We start from the raw sequence: 26,131 nt of genomic DNA on the forward strand, positions 1-26,131 counted from the left end.
CTCCGGCAAGAGCTCCCTGGCCTTTGATACTGTCTACGCCGAGGGCCAGCGCCGCTACGTCGAGTCGCTCTCCGCCTACGCCCGCCAGTTTTTGGGCCAGATGGAGAAGCCGGACGTCGACTACATAGAAGGACTCTCGCCGGCGATCTCGATCGACCAGAAGGGCACCAGCCGCAACCCCCGGAGTACGGTCGGCACGGTCACCGAGATCTACGACTATCTGCGCCTGCTCTTCGCCCGCATCGGCGTGCCGCACTGCCCCAACTGCGGCCGCGTGATCGAGCGCCAGACCGTGCAGCAGATCGTGGACGCAATCCTTTCGATCGAGCCGGGCAAGCGGCTGATGATCCTCGCGCCCGTGATCCGCGACCGCAAGGGCGAGCACCAGCACGTTTTCGAAGACGCGCAGCAGGCCGGCTTTGTGCGGGTGCGCGTGGACGGCGTGGTGCGCGACGCCTCCGAAGGGATCGCGCTCAACAAGCAGAAGAAGCACTCGATCGAGGTCGTGGTCGACCGCATCGTCACCGAAGACCCGGCCGAGCGGCTGCCTGAAGAATCGTCGCGGCTGGCCGACTCGGTGGAGACGGCGCTGAAGCTCGGCGGCGGCATGGTCCTGGTCGCAATCGAGGGCGAGAGCGAGCGCATCTTCTCCGAGAACTTCGCCTGCCCCTACGACGGCTTCAGCATGGGCGAGATCGCGCCGCGCAACTTCAGCTTCAACAGCCCGCATGGCGCCTGCCCGGCCTGCACCGGCCTGGGCGTGAAGATGGAGCTGGACCCGGCGCTGGTGATTCCCAACCGCGAGCTGTCGATCAGCGAGGGCGCGGTGCAGCCCTGGGCGCGCTCCGGCACGATCAGCCCGTGGTACGGCAAGATCCTGGAAGCCGTGGCGCAGAGCGGCGGCTTCTCCGTCAACACGCCGGTCAAGGATCTGAATGAAGACCAGATCAGGCTGATCCTCTTCGGCAACGGCGGCAAGCCCGTGGCCGTGAAGTACACCAATCAGTACGGCCGCACCCACACCTACGAGACGCAGTTCGAGGGCGTGATCCCGAATTTAGACCGCCGCTACCGCGAGACGGACTCCGAGTGGTCGCGCGCCGAGATCGAGCGCTATATGGCGGCCACGCCCTGCCCCGTGTGCAAGGGCAAGCGACTGAAACCGGAAACGCTCGGTGTCACGATCGAAGCGATGAACATCGTCGACGTGACGGCGCTGGGCATCGTCGAGGCGCTGGCCTGGGCCGAGCGGCTGGCCGGGCCGGGCACGCCGCTCTCCGAGCGCGACCAGTTGATCGGCTACCAGATCTTCAAGGAGATCCGCGCCCGGCTGACGTTTTTGGTCGACGTCGGCCTCGACTACCTGGCACTGGACCGCGCCACGGGCTCACTCTCCGGCGGCGAGGCGCAGCGCATCCGCCTGGCGACGCAGATCGGCTCCAGCCTGATGGGCGTGCTCTACGTCTGCGACGAACCCTCGATCGGCCTGCACCCCGCCGACAGCTCGCGCCTGATCGCCACGCTGGAACGGTTGCGCGACCTGGGCAACACGGTGCTGGTGGTTGAGCACGACGAGGCGATGATGCGCGCCGCCGACCACATCATCGACATGGGGCCGGGCGCGGGCGAGAACGGCGGCTACGTCGTCGCCACGGGCGACATCGACGAGATCATGGCGAACGCCGCCTCGCTCACCGGCGACTATTTGAGCGGCCGTAAGCAGATCCCGATGCCCGCGGTGCGCCGTCCCGGCAACGGCAAGGCGATTACGATCCGCGACGCGCGGGAAAACAACCTCAAACACGTGGACGTCTCGATCCCGCTGGGCAAGTTCGTCTGCGTGACGGGCGTCTCCGGCTCGGGCAAGAGCACGCTGGTGGAGGAGATCCTCTACAAGAAGATCGCGCAGGTGCTGAACGGCGCCCGCGAGCGGGCGGGCGAGTCGGGCCCGATCGAAGGCTTGCAGCAGATCGACAAGGTCGTCGACATCGACCAGACGCCGATCGGCCGCACGCCGCGCTCGAACCCGGCGACCTACACCGGCCTGTTCACGCCGATCCGCGAGCTGTTTTCGACGATGCCGGAAGCGCGCATGCGCGGCTACACGGCGGGGCGCTTCAGCTTCAACGTCAAGGGCGGCCGCTGCGAGGCCTGCAAGGGGGAGGGCTACATCGAGATCGAGATGCAGTTCCTGCCCGACGTGACCGTGCCCTGCGAAGTCTGCAAGGGCAGCCGCTACAACCGCGAGGCGCTGGAAATCCATTTCAAGGGCAAGACGATCGCCGACGTGCTCAACATGACCGTGGACGAGGCGCTGGCCTTCTTCTCCGCCCAGCCGCGCATCCGCGTCAAGCTGGAGACGCTGGCCTCGGTGGGGCTGGGCTACATCCGCCTGGGCCAGCCGGCGACGCAGCTCTCCGGCGGCGAGGCGCAGCGCGTCAAGCTCAGCACGGAGCTCTCGCGCCGGTCTACGGGCCGCACCTTCTACATCCTCGATGAGCCGACCACGGGCCTCTCCTTCGAGGACGTGCGCCACCTGCTGGAGGTCCTGCAGCGGCTGGCGGACGGCGGCAACACGGTGCTGGTGATCGAGCACAATCTCGACGTGATCAAGGCCGCGGACTACATCATCGACATGGGGCCGCTGGGCGGCGACCGCGGCGGCCGTATCATCGCCACCGGTACGCCGGAGGAGGTGGCCGAGGTGCCCGGCAGCCTCACCGGCGATTACCTGCGTCCGCTGCTGGCGGCGGTGCACGCCGGCCGCAACGGGACAAACGGCTCTACCAACGGCCACAGCAACGGATATACTCGCCCCGCGCGGCTGCGCAAGGTCGCCGAGGAGCGCGGCGTGCCGGCCGGCGCGGCGGGCGCCGACTGAGGGCAATGCCCAGGCGCTGACTCCCCGCGGTGAGATCAATGCAGGCAGACGAGCTGCTGGCGCATCTGCCGGCCTTCCTGCGCGAGCAGACCGGCGCCGCCGAGGTGACGCTCGCCGACGTGCGGCTGATGACCGGCGGCGCCGTGCGCGAGACCTGGCGGCTGGACGCGGCGCTGCGCTTCTCCGACGGGCGCGAGCAGGCACAGCAGCTCGTGCTGATGAGCTACCGGCCCAGCGAGTCGCGCGCCTTCGGCGCCGCGGAAGAGTTCCGCCTGCTGCGGGCGGCGCGGGCGGCGGGCGTGCCCGTGCCCGAAGCCCTGTACGTGGGCGAGCACGCGCTCAGCCAGCCGTTCTATGTCATGCAACGGCTGCAGGGCGAATCGATCGGACGACGCATCGTCAAGGAGGCGTCGTTGGCCGGGGCGCGCGAAGCTCTGCCGCGGCAACTCGGTCGAACCCTGGCGGCGATTCACCGGGTCGAGTGGGACGTGCCGGAGCTGGCCTTCTTACGCCGTCCGCCCGCCGGCGCGTCGCCAGCGCTGTTCGAGCTGGACGCGATAGAGCAGACCTTCCGCGAGGCGGCGATCGAGCCGCACCCGGCCTTCGAACTGGCGATCCGCTGGCTGCGCCTCAACGCGCCGGCCGCGCCGGAGATCAGCTTCGTGCACGGGGACTTCCGCAACGGCAACGTGCTGGTGGGCGAGGAGGGCCTGCGCGCCGTGTTCGACTGGGAGCTGGCGCACGTGGGCGACCCGCTGGAAGATCTGGGCTGGATCTGCGTGCGCTCCTGGCGCTTCGGCGTGGACGCGCTGCCCGTGGGCGGCATCGGCCCGCGCGAGCCGTTCTACGACGCCTACGCCGAGGCCGCCGGCCGCGCCGTGGGCCGGGAGGCGGTGCGCTGGTGGGAGGTGTACGGCAACCTGCGCTGGGGCGTGTTCACCCTGCTGATGACGCGCCCCTTTCTGGACGGCCAGACGGCGAGCATCGAGCTGGCCAGCATCGGCCGCCGCACCGCCGAGACGGAGATCGAGCTGCTGGCGCTGATCGAAGAGCAGAGCTGAGCCCGATTCACGGCCCGGCACGGTGACGGTCACGACGGCCGGCGCTGCCGGCGCAGGCGGGCTGACCCGGTTCAGAATTGAGGGCGAGGATGGACACGGGACCGTGGATCGAGCGGCTGGCCGGCGCACTGAAGCAGGCCGGCGCCATCCGCACGCCGGCGGTGGAAGCGGCGTTCCGAAACGTGCCGCGGCATCGGTTTATTGAGACCTTTTACATGCGCGAGTCCCAGGGCGAAAACATCATTCCCGACGCAAACACGGACTGGACGGCCGTGCGCGTGGATCCGGCGAACCCCGAGGCGGAGCAACTGGACCGCATCTACTCCTCCGCGGCGCTGCCCACGCGCCTGACCGACGGCCGGCCAACCAGCGCGACCTCGGAGCCGGCCCTGATGGCCTACATGCTGGAGGAGCTGCAGGTCGCGCCAGGCATGCGTGTGCTGGAGATCGGCGCGGGCACCGGCTACAACGCGGCCCTGCTGGCAGAGCTTGTGGGAGAAGGCGGCCGCGTGACCTCCATCGACGTTCAGCCGGACGTGGCGGAGCAGGCACGGCGGCTGCTCGCTGGCTGGCGCCCGGGCGCTGCGACGGTGCTGGCGCAAGACGGCTTCGCAGGCGCGCCGGAGGCCGCGCCCTTCGATCGCGTGGTTGCCACGGTCGGATGCCCGGACCTTTCGCCGCGCTGGGTCGAGCAGCTGCGGCCCGCGGGCTTCATGCTGCTGCCGTTAACGCACGGCGGTTTCTGTCCGCTGACGCGCGTCTGGCGCGACGGTGAACGGCTGCTCGGCCGCGTGATCGGCTTCTCCGGCTTCATGCTGATGCAGGGCGCCCTTGCCATCGACGGCATGTCACACTTCGGACGGTTCCGTCCGCCGGCGGCGGGGGACGCCTCCGCACAGGGCCGTATGCTGCCGGCGCTGGCCGGGGTGGTGCCGCTGCCCGATGAGCGCAGCAATGCCGCCTCCAGCTCATCACGCGGTTTCTGGTACTTTCTCGCGCTGCGCGATGCACGGCCGTTCAACGCGGTCGGCCCCTGCACGACCGGCTACGGCCTGCACGACGATGCCCTGGGCGACGTATTCGTGGACACGCAGGGCGGGCGGGTTGTGCTGGACGGCGACGACGCCCTGTATCAGCAATTGCTCGCGCTGCACGCCGAGTGGCAGGCCGCCGGCTCACCTGGATTGGACGACTACCGGCTGGAGTTCACGCCCCGCGCACAGCGTGAGCACGGCCCACGTCCGGCGGGCTGGCAGGTGGAGCGCCGATTCTTCGACCAGTGGGTCACCGTCGCCTGAGTCTGCGGCCCCGCCTGCACGCCGCTCAGCGCGTGCGCGGGTTGAGGATGTCGTTCAGCGCGTCGCCGAACAGCGCGAACGAGATGAAGAAGAGAATCGCGATCGTACCCGGCACAAACAGCAGATGCGGGTGCGCCAGCACCTGTCTCGGCCCCGATCCGTCGTAGATCATGTCGCCGAAGCTCGGCGTGGGTGCGCGCACGCCGAGGCCGAAGAAGGTCAACGAGATCTCCGAGAGGGCGATGGCGCCGATGCTGGTGGTGATGCCGAGCACCACGAGAAAGCGAATGTTGGGGAAGATATGGTGCCAGAGAATGCGGGCGGTTGAGGCGCCCATCGACCGCGCCGCCAGCACGTACTCCTGCTGACGGACAGCGAGCACCTGTGAGCGGATCAACCGCTCATCGTCTACCCAGCCGATCAGCGTCAGGGCGAAGAAGACGAAGGTAATGTCGGCGATACCCGTACGCAATGGGCTCCCGATCAGCGGCCAGCCGTAGGCGTGCCGTATCCAGGCGTCGATGCGCGGCCGGACCGTCGCCGCGAGGAGCAGCAGTAATAACAATGCGGGAATGCTGCCCAGCGCTTCACCCAGGCGGTTGATCAACGAATCCACGATGCCGCGCCGGTAGCCGGCGAGCAACCCCAGGCCAACACCCAGAAATAGGCCACCGGTAATTGCCGTGGCCACCGTGATCAACATCGTCGTGCGCGTGGCGTAGACGACGCGGCTGAACAGGTCGCGGCCAAGCCGATCGGTGCCGAAGAGATGCTTCCAGCTCGGGCCTTGCAACACGTTCTCTTTGCGCAGATCGTGGCTGCTGCCCTCGTAGCTGTACGGGGCGATCGCCGGCGCGAAGATCGCGGTGCCGTAGAAGAGGACGATGTAACAGAGTGCAGCACAGGCCAGCTTGCGCTTCAACAGGCTGCGAGCGAACGCCCGCCACGCTGGAACGGGCGGTCGTTCCAGTGCGTACGTATCCGCTGCGGTGGGCAGCAGTGCGGCGGTATTGGCGGTCATGCTCTATCCGTGTTCGTGCAGCGCTACTGGGTAATCAGACGAATTCTTGGATCAATGAAGGTGTAGGCGATGTCCACCGCCATGTTCGCGATTACGAACGCGACGGTGCTCACGATCGTGATCGCCATGATCTCGTCATAGTCGCGTGCGCCAATCGTCGCGATCGACTCTGCACCAATTCCCGGAATGCCGAACAGCGTCTCGACGAAGAACGAGCCAGCGAACAGAAAGAACAGCGAACCCACGATCGCTGTTGTCATCGGCAGCAATGCGTTCCTGACGATGTGGCGCATGATGACGATTCGGTCCTGCAGACCCTTCGCCCTCGCGGTTCGCACAAAGTCGTCATCCATCACCTGTACCATGCTGATGCGCATCAGTCGAGCGATACCTGCCAACCCGGGCACCGTCAGGACCACGGTCGGCAGAACAATATTTCGGCTGAAGATACCATGCCAGCCGGAGACGGGCAGCAGCTTCCACTTCGCCGCGAACAGCACCTGGAGCGTCGGAATTAGAATCACGACCGGAATCGCGGTCAGCACCAGCAGTACCGTCGTGACCGCCGGATCTTGCCAATGACCACGGCGTAAGGCGAGATAGATGCCGATCGGCATTCCGATGAGAAAGGTGAGAAAGAACGGATAGAGGTTCTCCTGCAGCGAGATCCACATCTTGGGGAAGATGATGCTGGAGACGCTCTGATTTACGTGGCGCTGGCTGGTGCCGAAGTCGCCGCGCAGTACCTCGCCCATGTAGCGCACATACTGCACCGCCACGTTGTCGTCCAGGTGTAGCTGGTGCTTCAGCCGCGCGACGGTCTCTGGCGAGGCCTTGCCCTGCGTACGCGCGGTGATAGGGTCGCCGGGGGCGTAGCGGCCGAGATAGAACGTCGCGACCGTGACGAGGAAGATCACCGGAATCGCGGCCAGCAGGCGACGCACGATAAAGGGGAAGACACCGGTCACGGCAGCCTCGCGACGCGCAGCCGCGCGAGCGCGGCGCCGGCCCGACCGCAGGTGGCCGGCCGGCGCCCGGCGATCGCGTTACTTCTGGATCGAGACGTAGCGGTAGATCGGGATGATCATGCCCACGATGTCGAAGCCCTTCACATAGGGCTTCACCAGCAGGTTGTCCTGCTCATAGAAGAGCGGGATCCAGGGGGCGTCGTCGAGGATCATCTGCTCGGCCTGCTGGTAGTCCTGGTAGCGCTTGGTCGCGTCCTGCTCGGTGCGCGCCTGCCCCAGCAGGGTATCGACCTGTGGGTTGCTGTACTTGGCGTCATTGCCGTTGCTCTGACTGTAGAAATTGAGGTCCAGGAAGTTCTCGGGGTCGGGATAGTCGGCGGCCCAGCCCGCGTCCCAGAACTGGTAGGCGCCCTTCTTCACGTCGCTGAAGAAGGTCGCCGTCTCCACCTGCTGCACCTCGACCGTGACCCCGAGGTTGTCCTTCCACATCTGCAGGATCGCCTCGTCTACCGGGCCGACGTTGGCGCCCTGTCCCGAGGTCGTGAAGGTGATCGGCGGCAGCTTGCCCGCGTACTTCGACTGCTGCAGCAACTGCTTGGCGTCGTTGGCATCGAAGGGGATGCCCTTCACGTCTTTGTTGTAGCCGGGCATGCCCGGCGGTAAGATGCCGTTCGCCGCCGGCACCACATCCTTGAGAATCACGTCGACAAGCTGCTGTTTGTCGATCGCCTCGCCGAAGGCGCGACGCACCTTCGGATCGTCGAACGGCGCCTGCTTGGTGTTGAAGCCGATGTAGAAGGTCGAGAGTCCCGGCTTGGAGACGTACTCCTTGTTGAGCGGCTCGTTCTTGTCACGGATGCGCTCAATGTCGTTGATGCCGACGCCGGAGATATCGATCTCGCCGTTCTCGTACTGCGTCAGCGCTGAGCCGCCGGCGATATCGAACGTAATCTGGCCGAGCGGCGGCGCGCCGAGGTGGTAACGGTCGTTCGGAACGAGCGTCAGGCTCTCGCCGATCTTCCACTCTTTCAGCTTGAACGGCCCCGTGCCGTTAGGATGGCGTGTCCAGTTACGCTTGTCCTGGTCGATCTGCGTCTTATCCACGACGAAGGCCGTGGGGTAGGTCATCTTCGAGAGGAAGTAGGACTTGGGCGCGTCGATATCGATCTCCAGCGTCTGGTCGTCGATCACCTTGATGCCCGAGATCGAGCTGGCCTTGCCGCGGATCATGTCCTTCGCGCCGACGATGTCGCCCAGGTACTGGTCGGCCGTTGATGAGCCAGTGTCCTGGCTCGCCGCGCGCTCCATCGAGTACTTGAAGTCCTGCGCCGTGACCTTGCGGTTGCTGTTCTGGAAGACCACATCGTCGCGCAGCTTGAAGGTGTAGGCCTTGCCGTCCGGGCTGACCGTCGGCAGATCCTTGGCGATGTCGGGGATGATTTTCAGGTTCTTGTCGAGCTGCACCAGCCCGCCGAAGATCTCGACGATGTACTCGGCCGAGGTCGTGTCGAAGGCGAGCGCCGGGTCGAGCGTGAGCGGGTCATCGCCGGGCACACGCAGCTCGCCGCCCTTGATGTTACTGCTCGGCGCCCTGCCGCTATTGGTGTTGGTGTTGGCGCTGCCCTTGGCGCCAGGAGTGCTGTTGCCAGCGGCGCTCAGCTTCGCCGTGTTCTTCGAGCCGCTCGAGCTGCCGCCCGAACTGGCGACGATCGCCACGGCCAGCACGATAATGCCGATCACCAGCACACCAACGGCGCCGGCCAGTCCCGCGAGCAGTTTATTGCTCATCCCGCAACCTCCTCACCACCGCACCAGAACAGACCGGTCGACGGCAGCCATGCACCGTCAAAGCGGGGCGATCATACCAGATCGACCTTGATATGCAGATCGCGCAGCTGTTTCTCCTCGACGGGCGATGGGGCGCCGGTCATCGGATCGGCGGCGCTCTTCGTCTTGGGGAAGGCGATCACCTCGCGGATGTCCGTCTCGCCCTGCAGCAGCGCCACCATGCGGTCGATGCCGGGCGCGATGCCCCCGTGCGGCGGCGCGCCGTACTCGAACGCTTCCAGCATGTGGCCGAAGCGTTCTTGTTGCGCCTCCGGCGAAATGTTGAGCAAGTCGAAGACGCGCCGCTGCATGGCGCGGTCGTGGATGCGGATGCTGCCGCTGGCCAGCTCCCAGCCGTTGCAGACGAAGTCGTAGGCGCGGCTGCGCGCGGCGCCGGGGTCCGAGTCGAGCAGCGCCAGGTCTTCGTCCAGCGGCGCCGTGAAGGGATGATGCAGGGCGTCCCAGCGGCCTTCGTCCTCGTTCCACTCGAACATGGGAAACTCGGTGATGAAGGCGCCGGCCAGCACGTTCGCGTCTTCGAGGCCAAGCTGCTTCGCCAGCGTGCGCCGCAGCAGATCGAGCGCGGCGTTAACCGTGGCCGGCTTGTCGGCGGCGAGCAGGATCAGGTCGCCGCGGCCCGCGCCGCCGCGCCGCGCCAGCGCCTGCACTGCATCGACGCGCAGATAGCGGGCGGCGGACGAACGCACGTCGTCCATCGTCAGAGAGTCGAGGTGCCCATCGCCCTGCAGGGCGATGGGCACCAGCCCTTTGGCGCCGCGCGTCTTCACCAGCTCGATCAACTCGTCCGTCTGCCGGCGCGTGTAGCCCGCGCAGCCCGGCGCCACGATGCCGCGCACCTGGCCGCCGCTCTCGATGGCGGATCGGAAGACGCCGAACTCGCTCCCGCGCAGCAGGTCGGAGGCGTCGAACAGCTCAAGACCGTAGCGCAGGTCTGGCTTATCGGAGCCGAAGCGACGCATCGCCTCGGCGTAGGTGAGGCGTGGGAAGGGCGCCGGCACGGCCAGCCGCGGCGTCAGCTCGCGCGTGAGGCGCAGGAAGAGCGACTCGATCAGCTCGAAGATATCTTCCTCTTCCACGAAGCTCACTTCGAGGTCAAGCTGGGTGAACTCGGGCTGGCGGTCGCCGCGCAGGTCTTCGTCGCGGAAGCAGCGGGCGATCTGGAAGTAACGCTCCATGCCGGCGACCATCAGCAACTGCTTGAGCTGCTGCGGCGACTGCGGCAGCGCGTAGAAGTCGCCGGGATGCACGCGGCTGGGCACCAAATAGTCGCGGGCGCCCTCCGGCGTGCTCTTCAAGAGGATCGGCGTCTCGATCTCGATGAAGCCGCGCTCGGTCATGAAGTCGCGGATCAGCTTCACGGCGCGGTGGCGCATGACGATGTTCTCATGCATGCGCGGCCGGCGCAGGTCGAGGTAGCGGTACTGCAGGCGCAGCAGCTCGGAGACGTCGCTCTCCTCGTTGATGTAGAAGGGCGGCGTCTTCGAAACGTTGAGGATCTTCGCCGCGCTCACCGCGACCTCGACCTCGCCGGTGGCCAGCCTCGGATTGACCCAGCGGGCCTCACGCAGCGCCACGGCGCCCTGTACCTGCAGCACGTACTCCGGCCGCGCCTCGGCGGCAACGCTGTGCGCTTCGGGATGGGTGGAACGGTCGAATTTCACCTGCACAATGCCGCCGGCGTCGCGCAGGTCGATGAAGATCAGCCCGCCCTGATCGCGGCGATTGTGCACCCAGCCGGCCAGCGTGACCTCGGCGCCGTCGTCCTGCGGGCGCAGCTCGCCCGCGCTGCGCGTCTTGAGCACCGTCGCCTCCAGCGCCGCCGCGCATGCCGGCCGCAGCCGGGGCGCGACGCTGCAAAAATGCTAGCATGGGCGTACGGAAGGCTCCATGCGCGATCCGGCTTCTGCCTCGTCCTTGCGGCCGCTCGGCCTCTACCTGCACCTGCCTTTCTGCGACCACAAGTGCGCTTACTGCGACTTCAACTCGTACGCCGGGCTGGATCATCTGATTCCCGCGTACACCGAGGCGCTCGTGCGCGACATTGCCCTCTGGCGCGAGCTTGCGGCCGGCTACGAAGTCGTCACGGTCTTCTTCGGCGGCGGCACGCCCAGCCTCACGCCGCTGCCGCAGCTTGAGCGCATCTTCGCCGCGATCCACGGCTCGTTCGCGCTGGCCGCGGACGCCGAAATCACGCTGGAAGCGAACCCGGGCACGGTGGACCAGGCGTATCTGCGCGGCCTGCGCGGACTTGGCGTGAACCGCTTGAGCCTCGGCGTGCAGAGCTTCGACGACGGCGAGCTGCAGCGGCTCGACCGCATCCACAGTGCCGAGCAGGCGGTGGCGGCGTACGGCGCCGCGCGCACTTCAGGCTTCGAGAACATCAATCTTGACCTGATCTTCGGGCTGGAGGGCCAGGAGCTGGCAGGCTGGCAGGCAAATCTGCGCCGCGCCGTGGCGCTTGCGCCCGAGCACCTCTCCCTGTACGGCCTTACGGTCGAACCGGGCACGAAGCTCGCCTGGCAGGTGGAGCAGGGCGCAGCGCCGGCGCCCGACCCCGACCTGCAGGCGGATATGTACGAAGCGACGACCGAGCAGACGGCCGCCGCGGGCTACGCCCAGTACGAGATCTCGAACTGGAGCCGGCCGGGCCGCACCTGCGCCCACAACCTGATCTACTGGCGCAACCAGCCGTACCTGGGCCTCGGCGCGGGCGCCCACTCCTGCTTCGCCGGCCGTCGCTTCGCCATGATCCGGCCGCCCGCCGGCTACATCGCCCGTCTACGCACGGCTCCTGGCGGCATGCCGGTTCTGGGCGACAACCTGCAGACGATTTTCCCGCAGATTACGGAGGAGACGGCGATCGAGCCGCTGACCGACGCCTCCGACACGGCGGTCCTGGGACTGCGCCTGAACGAGGGACTCGACCTGGACGCCTTCGCCGCGCGGCACGGCATACGACTGGCAGCGTTCGCCGGCCCGGCGCTGGAGGAACTGGAAGGATGGGGGCTGCTGGAACACGCCGGTGGCCGCCTGCGCCTGACACCACGCGGCCGGCTGCTCTCCAATGAAGTGTTCCTGCGGCTCTTGCCCTCGGAGCTTGAGGCGCCGGGATTGCCGGGCGGCTGAAGCCGACCCTACGGCCTTTGCCCTACGCCCTGTGCTCTTCGTTGACACTGCTTTCGACGCGAACCTACCATAGCCACGCCCGCGGCGGGGTGACTCAGCCCGGCTGCCACCGCCGCGAAGCAAGCGCAATTGCACCTCCTATGCGACCGATACGACCTGTACGACCTGGACGGCGGAGCGAAGCATGACCAACGCGATCATCGACGCGGCGCGCGGCGAGGGCCGCACGCTGCTCAACGAAGTCGAGTCCAAGCAACTGCTGGAAGCGGCCGGGATCAGCACTACCCGCGCCCGGCTCGCCACCAGCCGCGAAGAGGCTGTGAGCGCGGCGCAGCAGATCGGCTTTCCCGTGGTGCTCAAGGTCGTCTCGCCGGAGATCGCCCACAAGAGCGACGTCGGCGGCGTGGCGCTGAACCTGCCCGACGCGGGCGCCGTGGGCGCCGCCTACGAGCGGATCATGGCCGCGGTGAAGGCGGCGCAGCCGCACGCACGCGTGCAGGGCGTGGCCGTGCAGACGATGGCGAAGCCGGGCACGGAAGTGATCGTCGGCATGACCAGGGACCCGCAGTTCGGGCCGGTGCTGATGTTCGGCCTGGGCGGCATCCTGGTCGAAGTGCTCAAGGACGTCTCCTTCCGCATCGTGCCCGTGAGCGAGCGCGACGCCGGCCAGATGATCCACGAAATCAAGGGCTTTCCCGTGCTGGAAGGCGTGCGCGGCCAGCAGGCGGCGGACCTGCCCGCGCTCCAGCACCTGATTGCGCGGGTCTCCGGCTTCGTCGAGCAGCACCCCGAGATCGAAGAGCTGGACCTGAACCCCGTCTTCGCCTATGCCGACGGCGTCCTGGCCGTTGATGCGCGCATCGTGCTCGGTGCGGCGTAGCGCCGGCCGGTGGCGGGGATCGCGGCCCGTCCTTCCTTCAGCGCTCTGCAAGGTTCGAATTCATGAAGAACGTCGTCGCGCGGCTCGAACGCGTGCTCAATCCGAAGGTTATGGCCGTGGTCGGCGACAAGCGGGCCGGCGGCGGCTACATGTGGCTCAACAACATGAAGCCGTTCACCGGCAAGCTCTACTCGGTGCAGGTCGATCCCAAGGAGATCCCCGGCATCGAGGCGCTGGGCGTCAAGAACTACACCAGCCTGCTGGACATTCCCGAGCCGGTCGACCTGGTCGTCTGCGCCGTGCCGCGCCAGGTCTCGCCGCGCGTGATCGCCGACTGCATCAAGAAGCAGGTCGGGGGCGTCGAGATGTTCACCAGCGGCTTCGCCGAGACCGGCGAAGAGCTGGGCATCCGCCTCCAGGACGAGCTAACGCGCACCGCGCGCGACAACGATCTGCTGATCGTCGGTCCCAACTGCATGGGTATCTACAATCCCAAAGTCGGCGTGCGCTTCAACGCCGAGCAGCCGGCCGGCGTCTCCGGGCAGATCGGCTTCATCTCGCAGAGCGGCACGCACGGCATGAACTTCTCGCTGCTGGCCGCGGCGAACGGCATGCTGATGAGCAAGGCGATCAGCATCGGCAACTCGATCGTGCTCGACGCCTCGGACTACCTCGAATACTTCGCGCAGGACGCGGAGACCGAGGCGATCGCGATGTACGTCGAGGGCGTGAAGGACGGCCCCCGCTTCGTGCGCGTCCTGCGCGAGACGGCGGCGAAGAAGCCGGTGATCGTCTGGAAGGGCGGACGCACCGTCGCCGGCGGCCGCGCCACGATGTCGCACACCGGCTCGCTGGCATCGTCGCAGCGGGTGTGGGACGCGCTGGTGAAGCAGGCCAATGCCATCCCCTCGCGCAGCCTGGATGAAACGGCCGATCTCTGCCAGGTGCTGCTGCGGGCGAAGCCGAGCGCCGGCACTCGCGTCGGCCTGATGGCGATGACCGGCGGCCAGTCCGTCGTCTTCACCGACGCCTTCGAGAGCGAGGGCATGGAGGTGCCGCTGCTGACGGAGAAGTCGTACACGGAGCTGGCGAGCTTCTTCAACATCGTCGGCGGCAGCTATCGCAACCCGTTCGATATGGCCGGCACGATCGGCGGCGATCAGAAGAACCTCGACCGTCTCTTTCGCATCCTCGACGCCGAGCCAAACATCGACGCGATCGCCATGGAGATCTCGGCCACGTTCATGTCGCGGCGCTGGGCCAACCACCCGGAGCAGCTCGACGAATTCATCGACCGGCTGGCGGCGCACAAGGAGCGCTCGGCCAAACCGTATGTCACGATCATGCACCCCGGCCACTCGGAGCTGGAGGTGGCGCAGCAGCGGCCGCGCTTCCAGCAGGCCGGCCTGCCGGTGTTGCCCAGCTTCGAGCGCGCCGCGCGCGCCATGAGCCTCTGTGCGGAATATCACCGCACGCGCGCCGCGATCGGCTAGCATAGAAGGACGCGCCGGGTTCGGCTCCGATCCGTACGGCGTGTCAGCCTGCCGATCCGCTGCGGAGCCCTACCAGCCGTATGCCAGAGTTCATCTATCTCGACCACGCCGCCCTTTCGCCCATCGATGCGCGCGTCGCCGCGGCGATGACGCCCTGGCAGACCGCGCGCTTTGGCAATCCGTCGGCGCTCTACCGCGCCGGCCGCGAGGCCGCCGAGGCGGTGGAAACGGCGCGCGAGGCCGTGGCAAGCGCGCTGAACTGCCGGCCGGCCGAGATCGTCTTCACCAGCGGCGGCTCCGAGTCGGTGAACGCGGCGCTGAAGGGGATCGCCTTCGCGCAGCAGTTCGCGCGGCTGGGCAACCACCTCGTGGTCAGCGCCGTCGAGCACCACGCCGCGCTGCACACCTGCCAATACCTCGATCGCTTCGGCTTCGAGACGGAGTACGTCGGCGTCGATCGCGCCGGGCGGGTCGATCCGCAGGCCGTTGCCGCCGCGGTGCGCGACGACACGGTGCTGGTCAGCGTGATGCTGGCGAACAACGAAACCGGGACGATCCAGCCGATCGCGGAGATCGCCGCGGCCCTGCGCGAACGCGGCAGAGCGATCGGCCGCCACATTCCCCTGCACAGCGACGCCGTGCAGGCGCCGCGCTGGCTCTCCGTCGATGTCGAGGCGCTGGGTGTGGACGCGCTCAGCCTCTCGGCGCACAAGTTCGGCGGGCCGACGGGCGCCGGCGCCCTGTACCTGCGCCGGGGCGTGCCCTTTCTTGCCCAGCAAACCGGCGGCGGGCAGGAGCGCCAGCGCCGCGCCGGCACGGAACACGTGGCGGGCATCGTCGGCCTCGGCGCGGCGATCGGGCTGGCCGAAGTCGAGCGGGCGCAGAATGTGCGCCACGCGCGGGCGCTGAGCGAGCAGCTGATCGCCGGCGTGCAGGCGCGCTTTCCCGGCGCCGTCTTCAACGGCGACCCCGAGGCGCGCCTGCCGAACATCGTCAACTTCGCCTTTCCAAGCGCCGACGGCGAACAGCTCGTGCTCGAGTTGGACGCGCGCGGCGTGGCGGCATCGAGCGGCGCGGCCTGTGCCTCGGTCTCCTGGGAGCCGTCGCACGTGCTGCTGGCGATGGGCCTGCCGATCGAGCAGGCGACGGCGGCGGTGCGCTTCTCGCTCGGGCCGGAGACGAGCGCGGCGGAGATCGAGCGCTTACTCGCCGTCCTGCCCGAAGCGGTCGCGGCGGCCAGCGGCATCGCGGTAAGCTGATCGTACGATGAATGCTCGAATGGCGGCGCGCCGCCGGGGAGCGCGCTGATGCCGTTCGGCCTGCGCCGCGGCGGAAAAACCGAAGAGACGTTGCTCAACGGCCTGCCCGAACCCGCGGGCGAGGCCGCGTCCGCGCGCCCGCCGATCGAGCTGATCGTCGGCCTCGGCAATCCCGGCGCGGCCTACGCGGGCAATCGCCACAACGTCGGCTTCTGGGTAATCAACCGCCTCTCGAAGCGGCTGGGCATCCCAGTAGAGAAGCACAACCGCACCGCCAGTGTGGGCGAAGGCGCGTTCGAGGGGCGCCGGCTGGTGCTGGCCAAACCACGCACCTTCATGAACGACAGCGGCAACGCTATCCGCGAGCTGCTGCGCAAGTACAAGCTGCCCGCGGGCCGCATGTTGCTCATCTACGACGAGCTGGATCTGCCCGTGGCGCGCGTGCGCGTGCGCGAGACGGGCGGCAGCGGCGGGCAGAAGGGGATGAAATCGATTCTCGCCGCCGCCGGCACGCAAGACTTTCCGCGCATCCGCATCGGCATCGGCCGTCCGGTTGTGGGCGACAAGCCGTCGTGGGATCCCGAGCACGTCGCCGGCTGGGTGTTGGGCAACGCGCCGGCCGAGCAGCGCCGCCTGCTCGAGGCCGCCGCCGACACCGCCGCCGATGCCGCCATTTGCTGCCTGAAAGAGGGCGTGCAGGCGGCGATGAACCGTTTCAACCGCGACTGAAGGCGGGAAGACGCGTGCGGCTCAACGGCCTGCTTTCGCTGATCCGCTCGGAGCCCGCCGTCGCGCTGCTGGGGCAGCGCCTCGCGGCGCCGGCCGCGCGCCTGACCGCCGGCCTGCCCGATGCGGCCAAGCCTGCCTTGCTGGCGGCGCTGCTCGACGGCGCCGAAGACCCGGTCCTCATCGTCACGCCGCGGCCGGACCGCGCCGCGCAGATGCACGAGGAGCTGCTGCTCTATCTCGGCGATCCCGGCCGCGCCCTGCTCTTCCCCGAGCTGGACACGATCCCCTACGAGCGCGTCACGCCAGACGTGGAAGCGGCGGAGGCACGGCTGCGCGTACTCGAACGGCTGGCGCAGCCGTTTGAGACGGCGCCGATCATCGTCACCTCCGGCATGGCCCTGGCGCAGCGCACGCTGGCGCCACGGGCCGAGCGCGAAGGGCGGATCGTACTGGAACCCGGCTCGCGCCTCTCGCTGGCCGGCATGCTGGAGCAGTTGCAGGCGCTCGGCTACGAGACGGTGAGCCTGGTCGAGGCGCCGGGCCAGGTCAGCCGGCGCGGCGGCATCATCGACGTCTTCCCACCCGCCGCCGAGCTGCCCGTGCGCATCGAGCTGCTGGGCAGCACGGTTGAGAGCCTGCGCAGCTTCAGCCCGGCCACGCAGCGCACGGTCGCCGTGATGGCGCGCGCCGAGTTCGGTCCCGCCCGCGAGGCCAGCGCCGACCTCGCCGCCGTGCAGGCGCTGCTCGACGGCCTCGATCCGTCGAACCTGGGCGAGGATGCGCTCGCCCGCTTCGAGGACGAGGCCGATCGGCTGCGCGGCGGCGATCTCGCCGCGGCCGGCGGCTTCTATCTGCCCTTCCTCACACGGGCGTCGCTGTTGGAGCATCTGCCGGCCGGCGCACTCGTGGTCGTGGACGAACTGGCGGAGACCTTGCACGCGATCGACGAGCTGGACACGCAGGCGGCCGAGGCCCGCGCCGATCTCGAAGGCCGCGGCCAGATTCCGCTGGGCCTGCCGCTGCCGCAGGCGCCGCGGGCGCGGGTCGTGGCGGAGCTGAGCGCCCGCCCGCGCCTGCTGGACCTGCACCGCTGGGCCACGCCGGAGCTGACAGAACAGGCGGCGGAGAGCGGCGCGACCGAGGTGATCGCGCCGCCGTTCGCGCCGCCCGGCGGCTACGGCGGCCGCCTGCGCGTGGCGATGCACGACGTGCTCGACATCGCCCGGCGCGGCGAGCGGGCCGTCGTCACCTCGCAGCAGAGCGCCCGCCTGGGCGAGATCTTTGCCGGCGAGGGCCAGGACGGCATCGCCGCAGAGGAGCTGGCCGAGCCGCCCGCGCCGGGTTCGTTCCAATTGCTGCACGGCTCGGTGGGCAACGGCTGGGTGCTCGATCTGCCGGACGGGGCCTTGCACCTGCTCACCGACGCCGAGCTGTTCGGTTTCACTAAGCAGCGCCGGCCGCAGCGCACGCGCCCGATCGACCACGAGGCGTTCCTCGCCGATCTGGCGCCCGGCGATTACGTCGTGCACGTCGAGCACGGCATCGCCGTCTTCCAGGGGCTGGTACGCCGCTTCGTGGACGGCGTCGAGCGCGAGTATCTAGAGCTGCGCTACGCCGAGGGCGACCGGCTCTATGTGCCCACCGACCAGGTCGATCGCGTCAGCCGCTACGTGGGGCCGAGCGAGCGCACGCCCTCACTCAGCCGCCTGGGCACGCTGGAGTGGGCGCGGACCAAGGACCGCGTGCGCCGCGCCGTCACCGACCTGGCCAACGAGCTGCTGCAGCTCTACGCCCAGCGCGAGGTGAGCGAGGGCCACGCCTTCAGCCCCGACCAGCCCTGGCAGCAGGAGCTGGAAGCATCGTTTCCCTACGTGGAGACGCCCGACCAGCTCCACGCGATTCAAGACGTGAAGACCGACATGGAGAACGTGCGGCCGATGGACCGCGTGATCATCGGCGATGTGGGCTACGGCAAGACCGAGGTCGCGCTGCGCGCCGCCTTCAAGGCGGTGCTGGACGGCTTCCAGGTCGGCGTGCTGGTGCCGACCACGGTGCTGGCGCAGCAGCACGGCCAGACCTTTCGCGAGCGGCTCTCCGGCTTCCCGACGAAGGTCGAGGTGCTCTCACGCTTCCGCAGCGACAAGGAGCAGAAGGAGGTGCTGGCCGCGGCCGCCGAGGGCGAGGTCGACATCCTGATCGGCACGCACCGCATCTTGCAGAAGGATGTGGGCTTCAAGAACCTCGGCCTGGTGATCATCGACGAGGAGCAGCGCTTCGGCGTGGCGCACAAGGAGCGTCTGAAGCAGATGCGCCAGCAGGTGGACGTACTCACGCTCTCCGCCACGCCGATCCCGCGCACGCTGCAGATGTCGCTTTCCGGCATCCGCGACATGTCCACGATGGCGAACGCACCGCAGGACCGGCTGCCGATCAAGACCTACGTGGCCGAGTTCGACGAGCGGCTGGTGCGCGAGGCGATCCTGCGCGAGCTGGACCGCGGCGGCCAGATCTACTTCGTCCACGACCGCGTGCACAGCATCGAGCGCGTGGCCGCCGATCTGCGCCGCATCGTGCCGGAGGCCGAGATCGCGATCGGCCACGGCCAGATGCCCGAGGAGCAGCTTGAACAGGTGATGATCGACTTCCAGCGCGGCCAGTACGACGTGCTGGTCTGCACCACGATCATCGAGTCGGGTCTGGACATTCCCAGCGTGAACACGATCATCATCAACCACGCCGATCGTTTCGGCCTCTCGCAGCTCTACCAGTTGCGCGGGCGCGTGGGCCGCGGCGCCAACCGCGCCTACGCCTACCTGCTCTACGAGCGCAACCGGGCGCTGAGCGAGACGGCGCAGAAGCGGCTGCAGACGATCTTCGAGGCGACGGAGCTGGGCGCCGGCTTCCAGATCGCGCTGCGCGACCTGGAGATCCGCGGCGCCGGCAACCTGCTGGGCGCCGAGCAGAGCGGCCACGTCGGCGCCGTGGGCTTCGACCTCTACAGCCGCATGCTGGCCGACGCGGTGACGCGGCTGCGCGCCGTGGCCCGCGGCGAGCCGCCGCCCGTGCCCAGCACCTCGCAGACCGCCGTGCAGCTCGACCTGCCGCTCACGGCCTACATCCCCGAGAGCTACGTCGCCGACCTGAACGTGCGGCTGGCGCTCTATCAGCGGCTCGGCCAGGTGACGACGCCTGAAGAAGCGCAGGCGGCGTATGAAGAGTGCGTCGATCGCTTCGGTCCGCCGCCGCCGGCGCTGCGCGGCCTGCTCTACGCGCTCGCGCTCAAGGGGCTGGCGCGCGAAGGCGGCCTCGTCTCGATCACGCTGGAGGAGGGCGAGTTCGTGCTGCGCTCCGGCGGACCGCTCAACCGGCGCGACGATCTGCTGCGCGCGCGGCTGGTGGGCGTGAGCGTTGGCACGGCGCAGGCGCGAGTCACCTCGGCGCCAGGCTGGCCGGCGCGGCTCTACGCCGTCGTCGCGATCGCCGCGGGCCGCGACGAGCGCGAGCTGCCGGCCTACGCGCGGGAGATCGAGGGCACGGCCCTGCGCAGCGCGGCGCGCGATGCTGGTGCGGCGCCGACCTCACCCGCCGCGGACGCCGGCGTCTGGCAGCGCGCCACGCCCTTCCCGCGGCCGGCAAGCGGGAACGGCCGAGAGCAGGCGGGCGGCGCGGGAGGGCAGGACCGGCGCGGCTTCGGCCGTGGTGTGGGCCGCGGCCGTCGGCGGCGCGGGCGCGGCACATAAGACGCGCGGCCATTCGGGCCAATTTGCTACAGTGAAGGATGAGGGCCGCCGCCACGGAAGCAGAGGGCGGCGTGCGCCCGGTGAGTGATCGCTTGGAACCACGCATTTTCGATACGCACGTGCATTTTCCCGCGAACTGGGAAGACCCCGCGGCAGACCCCACGCCCCTGGTTGAGAAGCTGTTCGAACGGCTGCACGAAGCCGGCATCGTCAAGGCGGCGCTGCTCAGCGGCGGCCGCTGGGGCATGGACCACGCCCGCGCCCTGCGCCATCTGCGTCCGTTTGCAGACGTGGCGATCCCGGTCGCCGTGGTCGACCCCGAGGAAACCGACCGGGCGCGCGTCTGGCAGCTGTACGAGCTGGGCTACCGCGGGCTGAAGATGATCGGCGTGCGCCGCGCCTACGACACGCCGGACTACTTCCCCATGTACGCGGCGGCGGAGGCCCTGGAGCTGCCGATCGTGCTGCACCTGGGGGTGATCGGCGGCGGCATCGATTACTCACGCACGCACCCGCGCCGCGACCCGGAGGCCGCCCGCCGCCTGCAGATGATGCAGACGATGCGCAGGCGTTTCCGTGGCCCGCGCGACGTCTCCGCCACGCGCATGCACCCCTTTCACCTGGACACGATCGCCAACAACTTCCCGGCGCTGAAGCTGATCGGCGCCCATCTCGGCGGCACGGGCAACTACGACGCCGCCGCCTCGGTCGCTCGCTGGCGCACCAACGTCTTCTTCGACCTCTCCGGCGGCGAGACGATCGAGCGCCACGCGGTGGAGCGGCGCATGATCGGCTACGAGATCGGCGTCGAAAAGCTGACCTTCGGCTCCGACTGCGGCGCAGACGAGATCCGCGAGCACGTCGATCGCTTCGCGCGGATCTTCGAGGAGATCGGCCTGAGCGAGGACGAGCAGGAGCGGATCTGGTACCACAACGCCGCGGAGATCTTCGGCCTGGAGCCGCCGGCGCTGGCCGCCGAGTAGACAGGACGCCGCCATGGCCGTTCGCGACCTGACCCTCCTGCACTTACGCCGGCTGCGCCCGCTCGACCTCGTCAACCTGCTGGCGATCGCCGTGACCGTGCTGGCGGGGCTGTTTATCCTTACGGGCACGGCGCCGATCCTCTTCGTGCTGCCGGTGGTGGCGGCGCTGGGGCTGGACGGCATTCTGCGCAGCCACCCGCTCGGACGCCTGCGCGGCGGCGCGGGCACGGCGACGGCCTTGCTGCTGCCCGCGGCCTTCGTCGTGGCGGCGGCGCTCTTCTTCCGCTACGCCTCGGTCGGCTACTGGGGCGTGCTCGCCTCGCTGGCCACGGGCGTGATGTTCGCCGGCGTCTGCTACGCCGAGTACGCCGTGCTCGACCACGAAGATGCCAACGCCCTGCCGCGCACCATCTTGCTGATCGCGGCCTTCATCGGGCTCTACGGCCTGCTGGCGGCGCTCTACGCGTACAACCTGAGCGCGCCGGCGGCGGCGCTGCTCTGCGGCCTTGCCGCGGCCATCTTCGCCGTGGAGCTGTTCCGTGATGCTGAGCTGAGCGCCGGCGACCAGGCGCTCTACGGCCTGGTCAGCGGCATCGTCGTGGCGCAGGCGCGCTGGGCGTTGCAGTTCGTGCGCCTCGACGGCCTGCTCGCGGCGATGCTGCTGCTGCTCGTCTTCTACACCGTCACCGGCGTGGCGCTGGCGGCGATCGTGCGGCGGCTGGACCAGCGCACGGCGGCGGAGTACGCGCTCGTCGCGGTGGCCGGCGCGGTCGTGATCGTCGCGGCCCGGCTGATCGTGGCCGGCTGAGGCTGGATAGGCCGGCGCTACACCGATCCGGTGATGTATGCCTGTGCCCGATCCCAGACCTGCGCGCCGACCAGCCGGCCGGTGCTCCTGCCCACCAGGTCGCCCTGCTCGAAGTGAATGCCGCCGTAGCGGCGGGAGAGTCCGGCCTCGTCGGCCGCCTCGGAGAAGGTGTCCCACGAAAGCGTGACATCCTCGGCCGGCACGGCGCCCGCCTCGAACTTCGAGCTGCCCGCCGGGGCCGTCACCGAAGCGCCCAGGGCATCGCTGCCCGTGAAGCGGCGCAGGATCTCGGCCCCGGCGGCGCTGAAGGTGCTGTGCCCGGAGATGAACTCCGGGAAGGGCGGCGTCACGACGTTCGCCGCCTGGTAGGGTTGCCAGTCCTCGCCGCGGATCGTGCGTGTCCCTTGATACGGTCCGCCCCAGGCCTGGATTTGCTGCCCGCGGTAGAGATAGTGGACGGCCGTTACGGGGCGCACGGAATCATAGGCGCGCTTGGCGTCCCAGGCGGCGATGCCCGCGTCCATCACCGCGTTGGCCAGCGCGAAGAAGAGCTTGACGTCCGTGTCCAGGTCGTGGCCATCGCGGCGCGAGACAAACCCGCCGAACAGGCACCAGTGACCCGGCGGCAGCTCCGAGGCGGGCCCATCGGCCCAGTACTCGGCGATGATTTTCTGCCGGTCGCTGAGGTTGGCGCTGTAGCCGAGGATCTGCGCCGCCTGCGCCTGGTAGCGCTCACTGTCGTGGGTCGCCGGCCCCTCGGCGGGCCGGAACTGCGCCCCCGAGGTCAGGGCGAACGGCGTCACCAGCCCCCACTGCGCGCCGACGTAGGGCTGGACGCTCGAACCGCCCGTGCCGTTGGGCACACGCAGCGGCTGCCAGCGGTCGGGGTCGACGATGCTGTCCGGGGTGTTGACCGATTGGTAGCCCGTGTAGTCGGAGTAGGCGCCCTGGTGCAGATCGCCCTGCTGGTTGGCGCCGTCCGCGTGGCGGAAGTCGATCACCGCCTGGGCGCAGCGGTTGCCGACGCCGGCCGGCGATCCGGGATCGATCGAGGTGTCGGCCGGACTGTAGCCGAGGCTGGTCATGAGCCGGACGAACGAGGGAATCTCCGTGGGAAAGAGATCCGCGAGCGCGCGGTAGGCGGCGAAGCTGATCGCCTGACGTACGTTCTCCGGCGTGCGCGCCGCGGCGGGCTGGCGCAGCTCGCCTCCAGTCGCCGTCGCCTGCGCCACGGGGTCATACATCGCCCAGGCGTCGTAGATGCAGGTGTGCACAAACGCCAGTGCGCGGGCCACCATCGGCGGCCCGGGCTTGGTGTCGCGGATCGCCTGGAGGGCAGCTTCGTCCCACTGCAGCACGAGGCTGTCGCCGGCGCCGGCGGTCCGCTTTGGACGGCGCGGCGCGGAGAACGCCGTGGCGCCGGCGCGAACGGCGATCGCCCGCCGCGACCCGAGGGCGGCGGCCGTGGCGCCCAGCGTCCCGCGCAGGAGAGCTCGCCGGCTGAGGCGGCCGCTCTCAGAAGGCGGCGTGATCGCCGCTCGACCGAGCACGATTCGACGGGGTTTCATGGCTCGCTTCCGTCCTGTGACCGAACGCGGGGCGTGTCGACCACCGGTGGACGGCCCGGCCGGTCGCAGCTGCGCTGTCTGGCGGCGGTCGACGTCAAGACATCATGGCTGGCGAAGCGCGGCAGCTACATCTGCCCATCCCCGCCCGCGCCCGGCAGGAACGAGCCGTTGCGCTCGCTGCCGACGACGGCGTACTCGGTCATGGTCGTGGAGACGTCATTGCTGAAGCTGAAGCCCGTGCTCGGCGTGCTGGCCGAAGCCGTGACGCTGACGGTCGTCTTGCGCAGCCGCGCCTCGAAGTTGTCGGTTTCGGAATGGAAGACCTGCTCCTCCAGCGCGTTGCCGCTCCACTCGATGCGCAGGTTGAGCGTCGAGGGGATGCTCGGCTTGCCCATGAAGAAGTTGGCGACGGTGCCGTAGTCCGCGAGGGCGACGTTGCTCAGGTCCAGGACCACGGAGCCGTCCTCCGGGTAGGCGCGCAGGTTTTCCCGCGCGATGGGAATCGTCCAGAACAGGCCGAGGGCGTCGTTGCCGGGGTTGAAGTCGTGCACCTGGTTCGCGGGCTCAACTGAGCCCTTGTAGAGGTCCACTCAGATGAAAGCGAAGGCGCCACGCTTGCGCGAGCCGTCGCTGGCGATGTACTCGCCCGCCATCGCCCGGCAGTCGCTTTCCAAGATCAGCGTGTTGCCGGCGTTGTCGGTCGCGGGCGACTGGTAGTGTGCGAGGGCGATCAGGCCATTGAAGTTGTAGATCAGGCTAGGCTCGTCGCCGGGGTTGGGCAGGAAGAAGTGTGTACCGGGCGGCGGGCCGACGCCGGTGTTGGGAATGGGCACCGGCCCGGCGGCGGTCTGGGCGAACGCTGGCCGTGCGATATGCCAGCGGTGGGCGCAGAGCGCCACACCGCCGATGGCGGCGCCGGTGATCAGCCGCCGCCGAGAGATGGGTCCGCCTGCGTAGGATCTGGTCCCGCCGTCCATGCGACCCCCTTATGCTCTACCGACCTCCCTGCTGCCGGGGGTACGATACCTATGCAGTATACAGCGCATGTCAAGGCTTGTGTCATGAGTCTCGGACTCCGTCACCACGAACTGTCCAGTGAAAATGTCAGTCATGAAGGACCTGACATTGACTGCCCAGGACCAAGCGCGACTGCAGATTCTGAACCATGTCGTCGCCGGCGAGTGCACTGCCGTGGAGGCAGCCGGCCTCCTCGGGCGCAGCGTGCGCCAGGTGTGGCGCTTGCTGGCCGCCTACCGGGTGGAGGGGGCTGCGGCCCTCGTGCATGGCAACCGCGGGCGGGCACCGGCACACACCCTCAGCGAGCCGGTTCGCCAGCGGGTACGCGAGCTCGCCGCCACCACCTATGCCGGCCTCAACTACAGTCACCTCACCGACCTGCTGGCAGAGCGTGAGGACCTCCGCCTGTCCCGATCCACCGTCCGTCGGCTGCTCGTGGCGGATCAGCGACCGAGCCCGCGGACACGCCGCCCACCCCTGCATCGGCTGCGCCGCGAACGCATGGGCCAGGAAGGCATGCTGCTGCAGCTCGATGGCAGTCAGCACGCCTGGCTGCAAGACCGCGGCCCGCGCTTCACCCTGCTGGCCGCCATCGATGACGCCACCGGCACGGTGCCCGCCGTGTGCGTGCGCGAGCAGGAGGATGCCCACGGCTACTTCCTGCTGCTCCAGACGATTCTCGCGAGCAAGGGGATTCCCCTGGCGCTCTACAGCGACCGCCACGGCATCTTCCAGCGCTCGCCCCGCGAGCCCGAGACGCTGGACGAACAACTCGACGGGGTGCGGCAGCCGACCCAGTTCGGCCGCGCCCTGCGGGATCTGGCGATTCAGCCCATCCTCGCCCAGTCACCGGAGGCCAAAGGACGCATCGAACGCCTCTGGGGCACGCTGCAGGACCGGCTCGTCGGCGAACTGCGCCTTGCGGGCGCGAGCACCGCTGCCGAGGCCACCGCGCTGCTCACCGCGTTCCTGCCCCGCTTCAATGCCCGCTTCGGCGTGCCGCCTGCCCTGCCGGGTTCTGCCTATCGACCGGTCGCCCCCGGACTCTGCGTGGAAGGCATCCTGTGCTTCACCTATCTCGCCACCGTTGCCCGCGACAACACTGTCCGCTTCGCCGGGCAGACGCTGCAGCTGCTGCCGAGTCGCACCCGGCGGACGTACGCGCACCGCCGGGTCGAGGTGCAGGAGCGGCTGGATGGCAGCATCATTGTCGTGGCGGATGGCGAAACGCTGGCCAGCCGTGCCGCACCCGCCGAGCCTGCTGCGCTGCGTGCCCGCGATGCGCCACGCGGCACCGGCCTCGGTCCGATCAAGCAACCCAAGCCCCCAAGCGCTCACCCGTGGCGTACCTACCGCTCGTGACAAACTCACGGGACGATTACCCTGACCTTTTCACTGAACCGCGACATCTTGCCGCGGCGCCGCGATTCGCGCATCGGCACGCGAGGCGC

The 26,131-nt window shown here is 68.8% G+C and carries 19 protein-coding genes; 12 read left to right on the top strand and 7 right to left on the bottom strand.

Going from position 1 to position 26,131, the window contains the following annotated elements:
• The 3 genes from uvrA to VKV26_09895 form a co-directional block, all read left to right on the top strand.
• A partial coding sequence (uvrA, locus tag VKV26_09885) for an excinuclease ABC subunit UvrA (protein HLZ70201.1) occupies positions 1–2,881 on the top strand: 2,881 nt, incomplete at its 5' end.
• A 38-nt stretch (positions 2,882–2,919) separates the two neighbouring features.
• Positions 2,920–3,942 (top strand): phosphotransferase family protein, encoded by a 1,023-nt coding sequence (locus tag VKV26_09890; protein ID HLZ70202.1) that lies wholly within the window; start codon positions 2,920–2,922, stop codon positions 3,940–3,942.
• 89 nt (positions 3,943–4,031) lie between these two features.
• Positions 4,032–5,240 (top strand): methyltransferase domain-containing protein, encoded by a 1,209-nt coding sequence (locus VKV26_09895; protein HLZ70203.1) that lies wholly within the window; start codon positions 4,032–4,034, stop codon positions 5,238–5,240.
• Positions 5,241–5,265: 25 nt separating this feature from the next.
• On the opposite strand, the gene VKV26_09900 is transcribed toward VKV26_09895, so the two are convergent.
• From VKV26_09900 to aspS, 4 genes are all read right to left on the bottom strand, one after another.
• Positions 5,266–6,261 (bottom strand): ABC transporter permease, encoded by a 996-nt coding sequence (locus tag VKV26_09900; protein ID HLZ70204.1) that lies wholly within the window; start codon positions 6,259–6,261, stop codon positions 5,266–5,268.
• Positions 6,262–6,284: 23 nt separating this feature from the next.
• A complete protein-coding gene (locus VKV26_09905) occupies positions 6,285–7,229 on the bottom strand; it encodes an ABC transporter permease (protein HLZ70205.1) in 945 nt (314 codons plus the stop codon).
• A gap of 78 nt (positions 7,230–7,307) precedes the next feature.
• The gene (locus VKV26_09910) at positions 7,308–9,017 is read right to left on the bottom strand and encodes a peptide ABC transporter substrate-binding protein (GenBank protein HLZ70206.1); all 1,710 of its coding nucleotides are present in this window, start codon (positions 9,015–9,017) and stop codon (positions 7,308–7,310) included.
• Between the two features lie 71 nt (positions 9,018–9,088).
• The gene (gene aspS, locus VKV26_09915) at positions 9,089–10,879 is read right to left on the bottom strand and encodes an aspartate--tRNA ligase (GenBank protein ID HLZ70207.1); all 1,791 of its coding nucleotides are present in this window, start codon (positions 10,877–10,879) and stop codon (positions 9,089–9,091) included.
• 85 nt (positions 10,880–10,964) lie between these two features.
• Here aspS and hemW point away from each other — a divergent pair, with 85 nt between their 5' ends.
• The 8 genes from hemW (at position 10,965) to VKV26_09955 (ending at position 22,095) form a co-directional block, all read left to right on the top strand.
• Complete coding sequence (gene hemW, locus VKV26_09920) at positions 10,965–12,203, top strand: radical SAM family heme chaperone HemW (protein ID HLZ70208.1); 1,239 nt, start codon at positions 10,965–10,967, stop codon at positions 12,201–12,203.
• 184 nt (positions 12,204–12,387) lie between these two features.
• A complete protein-coding gene (locus VKV26_09925; GenBank protein HLZ70209.1) occupies positions 12,388–13,083 on the top strand; it encodes an acetate--CoA ligase family protein in 696 nt (231 codons plus the stop codon).
• 62 nt (positions 13,084–13,145) lie between these two features.
• A complete protein-coding gene (locus VKV26_09930; GenBank protein ID HLZ70210.1) occupies positions 13,146–14,576 on the top strand; it encodes a CoA-binding protein in 1,431 nt (476 codons plus the stop codon).
• Between the two features lie 80 nt (positions 14,577–14,656).
• Entirely contained in the window at positions 14,657–15,835 is a 1,179-nt protein-coding gene (locus VKV26_09935) for a cysteine desulfurase family protein (protein ID HLZ70211.1), read from the top strand.
• A gap of 48 nt (positions 15,836–15,883) precedes the next feature.
• Positions 15,884–16,564 (top strand): aminoacyl-tRNA hydrolase, encoded by a 681-nt coding sequence (gene pth / locus VKV26_09940; GenBank protein HLZ70212.1) that lies wholly within the window; start codon positions 15,884–15,886, stop codon positions 16,562–16,564.
• A 14-nt stretch (positions 16,565–16,578) separates the two neighbouring features.
• Positions 16,579–20,304, top strand: coding sequence for a transcription-repair coupling factor (gene mfd / locus VKV26_09945; protein ID HLZ70213.1), 3,726 nt, complete (start codon positions 16,579–16,581; stop codon positions 20,302–20,304).
• A gap of 92 nt (positions 20,305–20,396) precedes the next feature.
• Positions 20,397–21,287 carry an amidohydrolase family protein gene (locus VKV26_09950; protein ID HLZ70214.1) on the top strand — a complete coding sequence of 297 codons (891 nt, stop codon included), beginning with the start codon at positions 20,397–20,399 and terminating at the stop codon, positions 21,285–21,287.
• Positions 21,288–21,300: 13 nt separating this feature from the next.
• Positions 21,301–22,095 carry a hypothetical protein gene (locus VKV26_09955; GenBank protein ID HLZ70215.1) on the top strand — a complete coding sequence of 265 codons (795 nt, stop codon included), beginning with the start codon at positions 21,301–21,303 and terminating at the stop codon, positions 22,093–22,095.
• A 17-nt stretch (positions 22,096–22,112) separates the two neighbouring features.
• Here VKV26_09955 and VKV26_09960 read toward each other — a convergent pair whose 3' ends face one another.
• From VKV26_09960 to VKV26_09970, 3 genes are all read right to left on the bottom strand, one after another.
• Positions 22,113–23,663, bottom strand: a complete 1,551-nt coding sequence (locus VKV26_09960) for a phosphoesterase (protein ID HLZ70216.1) — start codon at positions 23,661–23,663, stop codon at positions 22,113–22,115.
• A gap of 125 nt (positions 23,664–23,788) precedes the next feature.
• The gene (locus VKV26_09965) at positions 23,789–24,253 is read right to left on the bottom strand and encodes a hypothetical protein (protein ID HLZ70217.1); all 465 of its coding nucleotides are present in this window, start codon (positions 24,251–24,253) and stop codon (positions 23,789–23,791) included.
• A complete protein-coding gene (locus VKV26_09970; GenBank protein ID HLZ70218.1) occupies positions 24,254–24,640 on the bottom strand; it encodes a hypothetical protein in 387 nt (128 codons plus the stop codon).
• A 133-nt stretch (positions 24,641–24,773) separates the two neighbouring features.
• On the opposite strand from VKV26_09970, the gene VKV26_09975 reads away from it, so the two are divergent.
• Positions 24,774–26,042: an ISNCY family transposase gene (locus VKV26_09975; protein ID HLZ70219.1), complete on the top strand. Its 1,269-nt coding sequence runs from the start codon at positions 24,774–24,776 to the stop codon at positions 26,040–26,042.
• Positions 26,043–26,131: the final 89 nt, after the last annotated feature.

Source organism: Dehalococcoidia bacterium, from assembly GCA_035310145.1.
Lineage (GTDB): Bacteria > Chloroflexota > Dehalococcoidia > CAUJGQ01 > CAUJGQ01 > CALFMN01.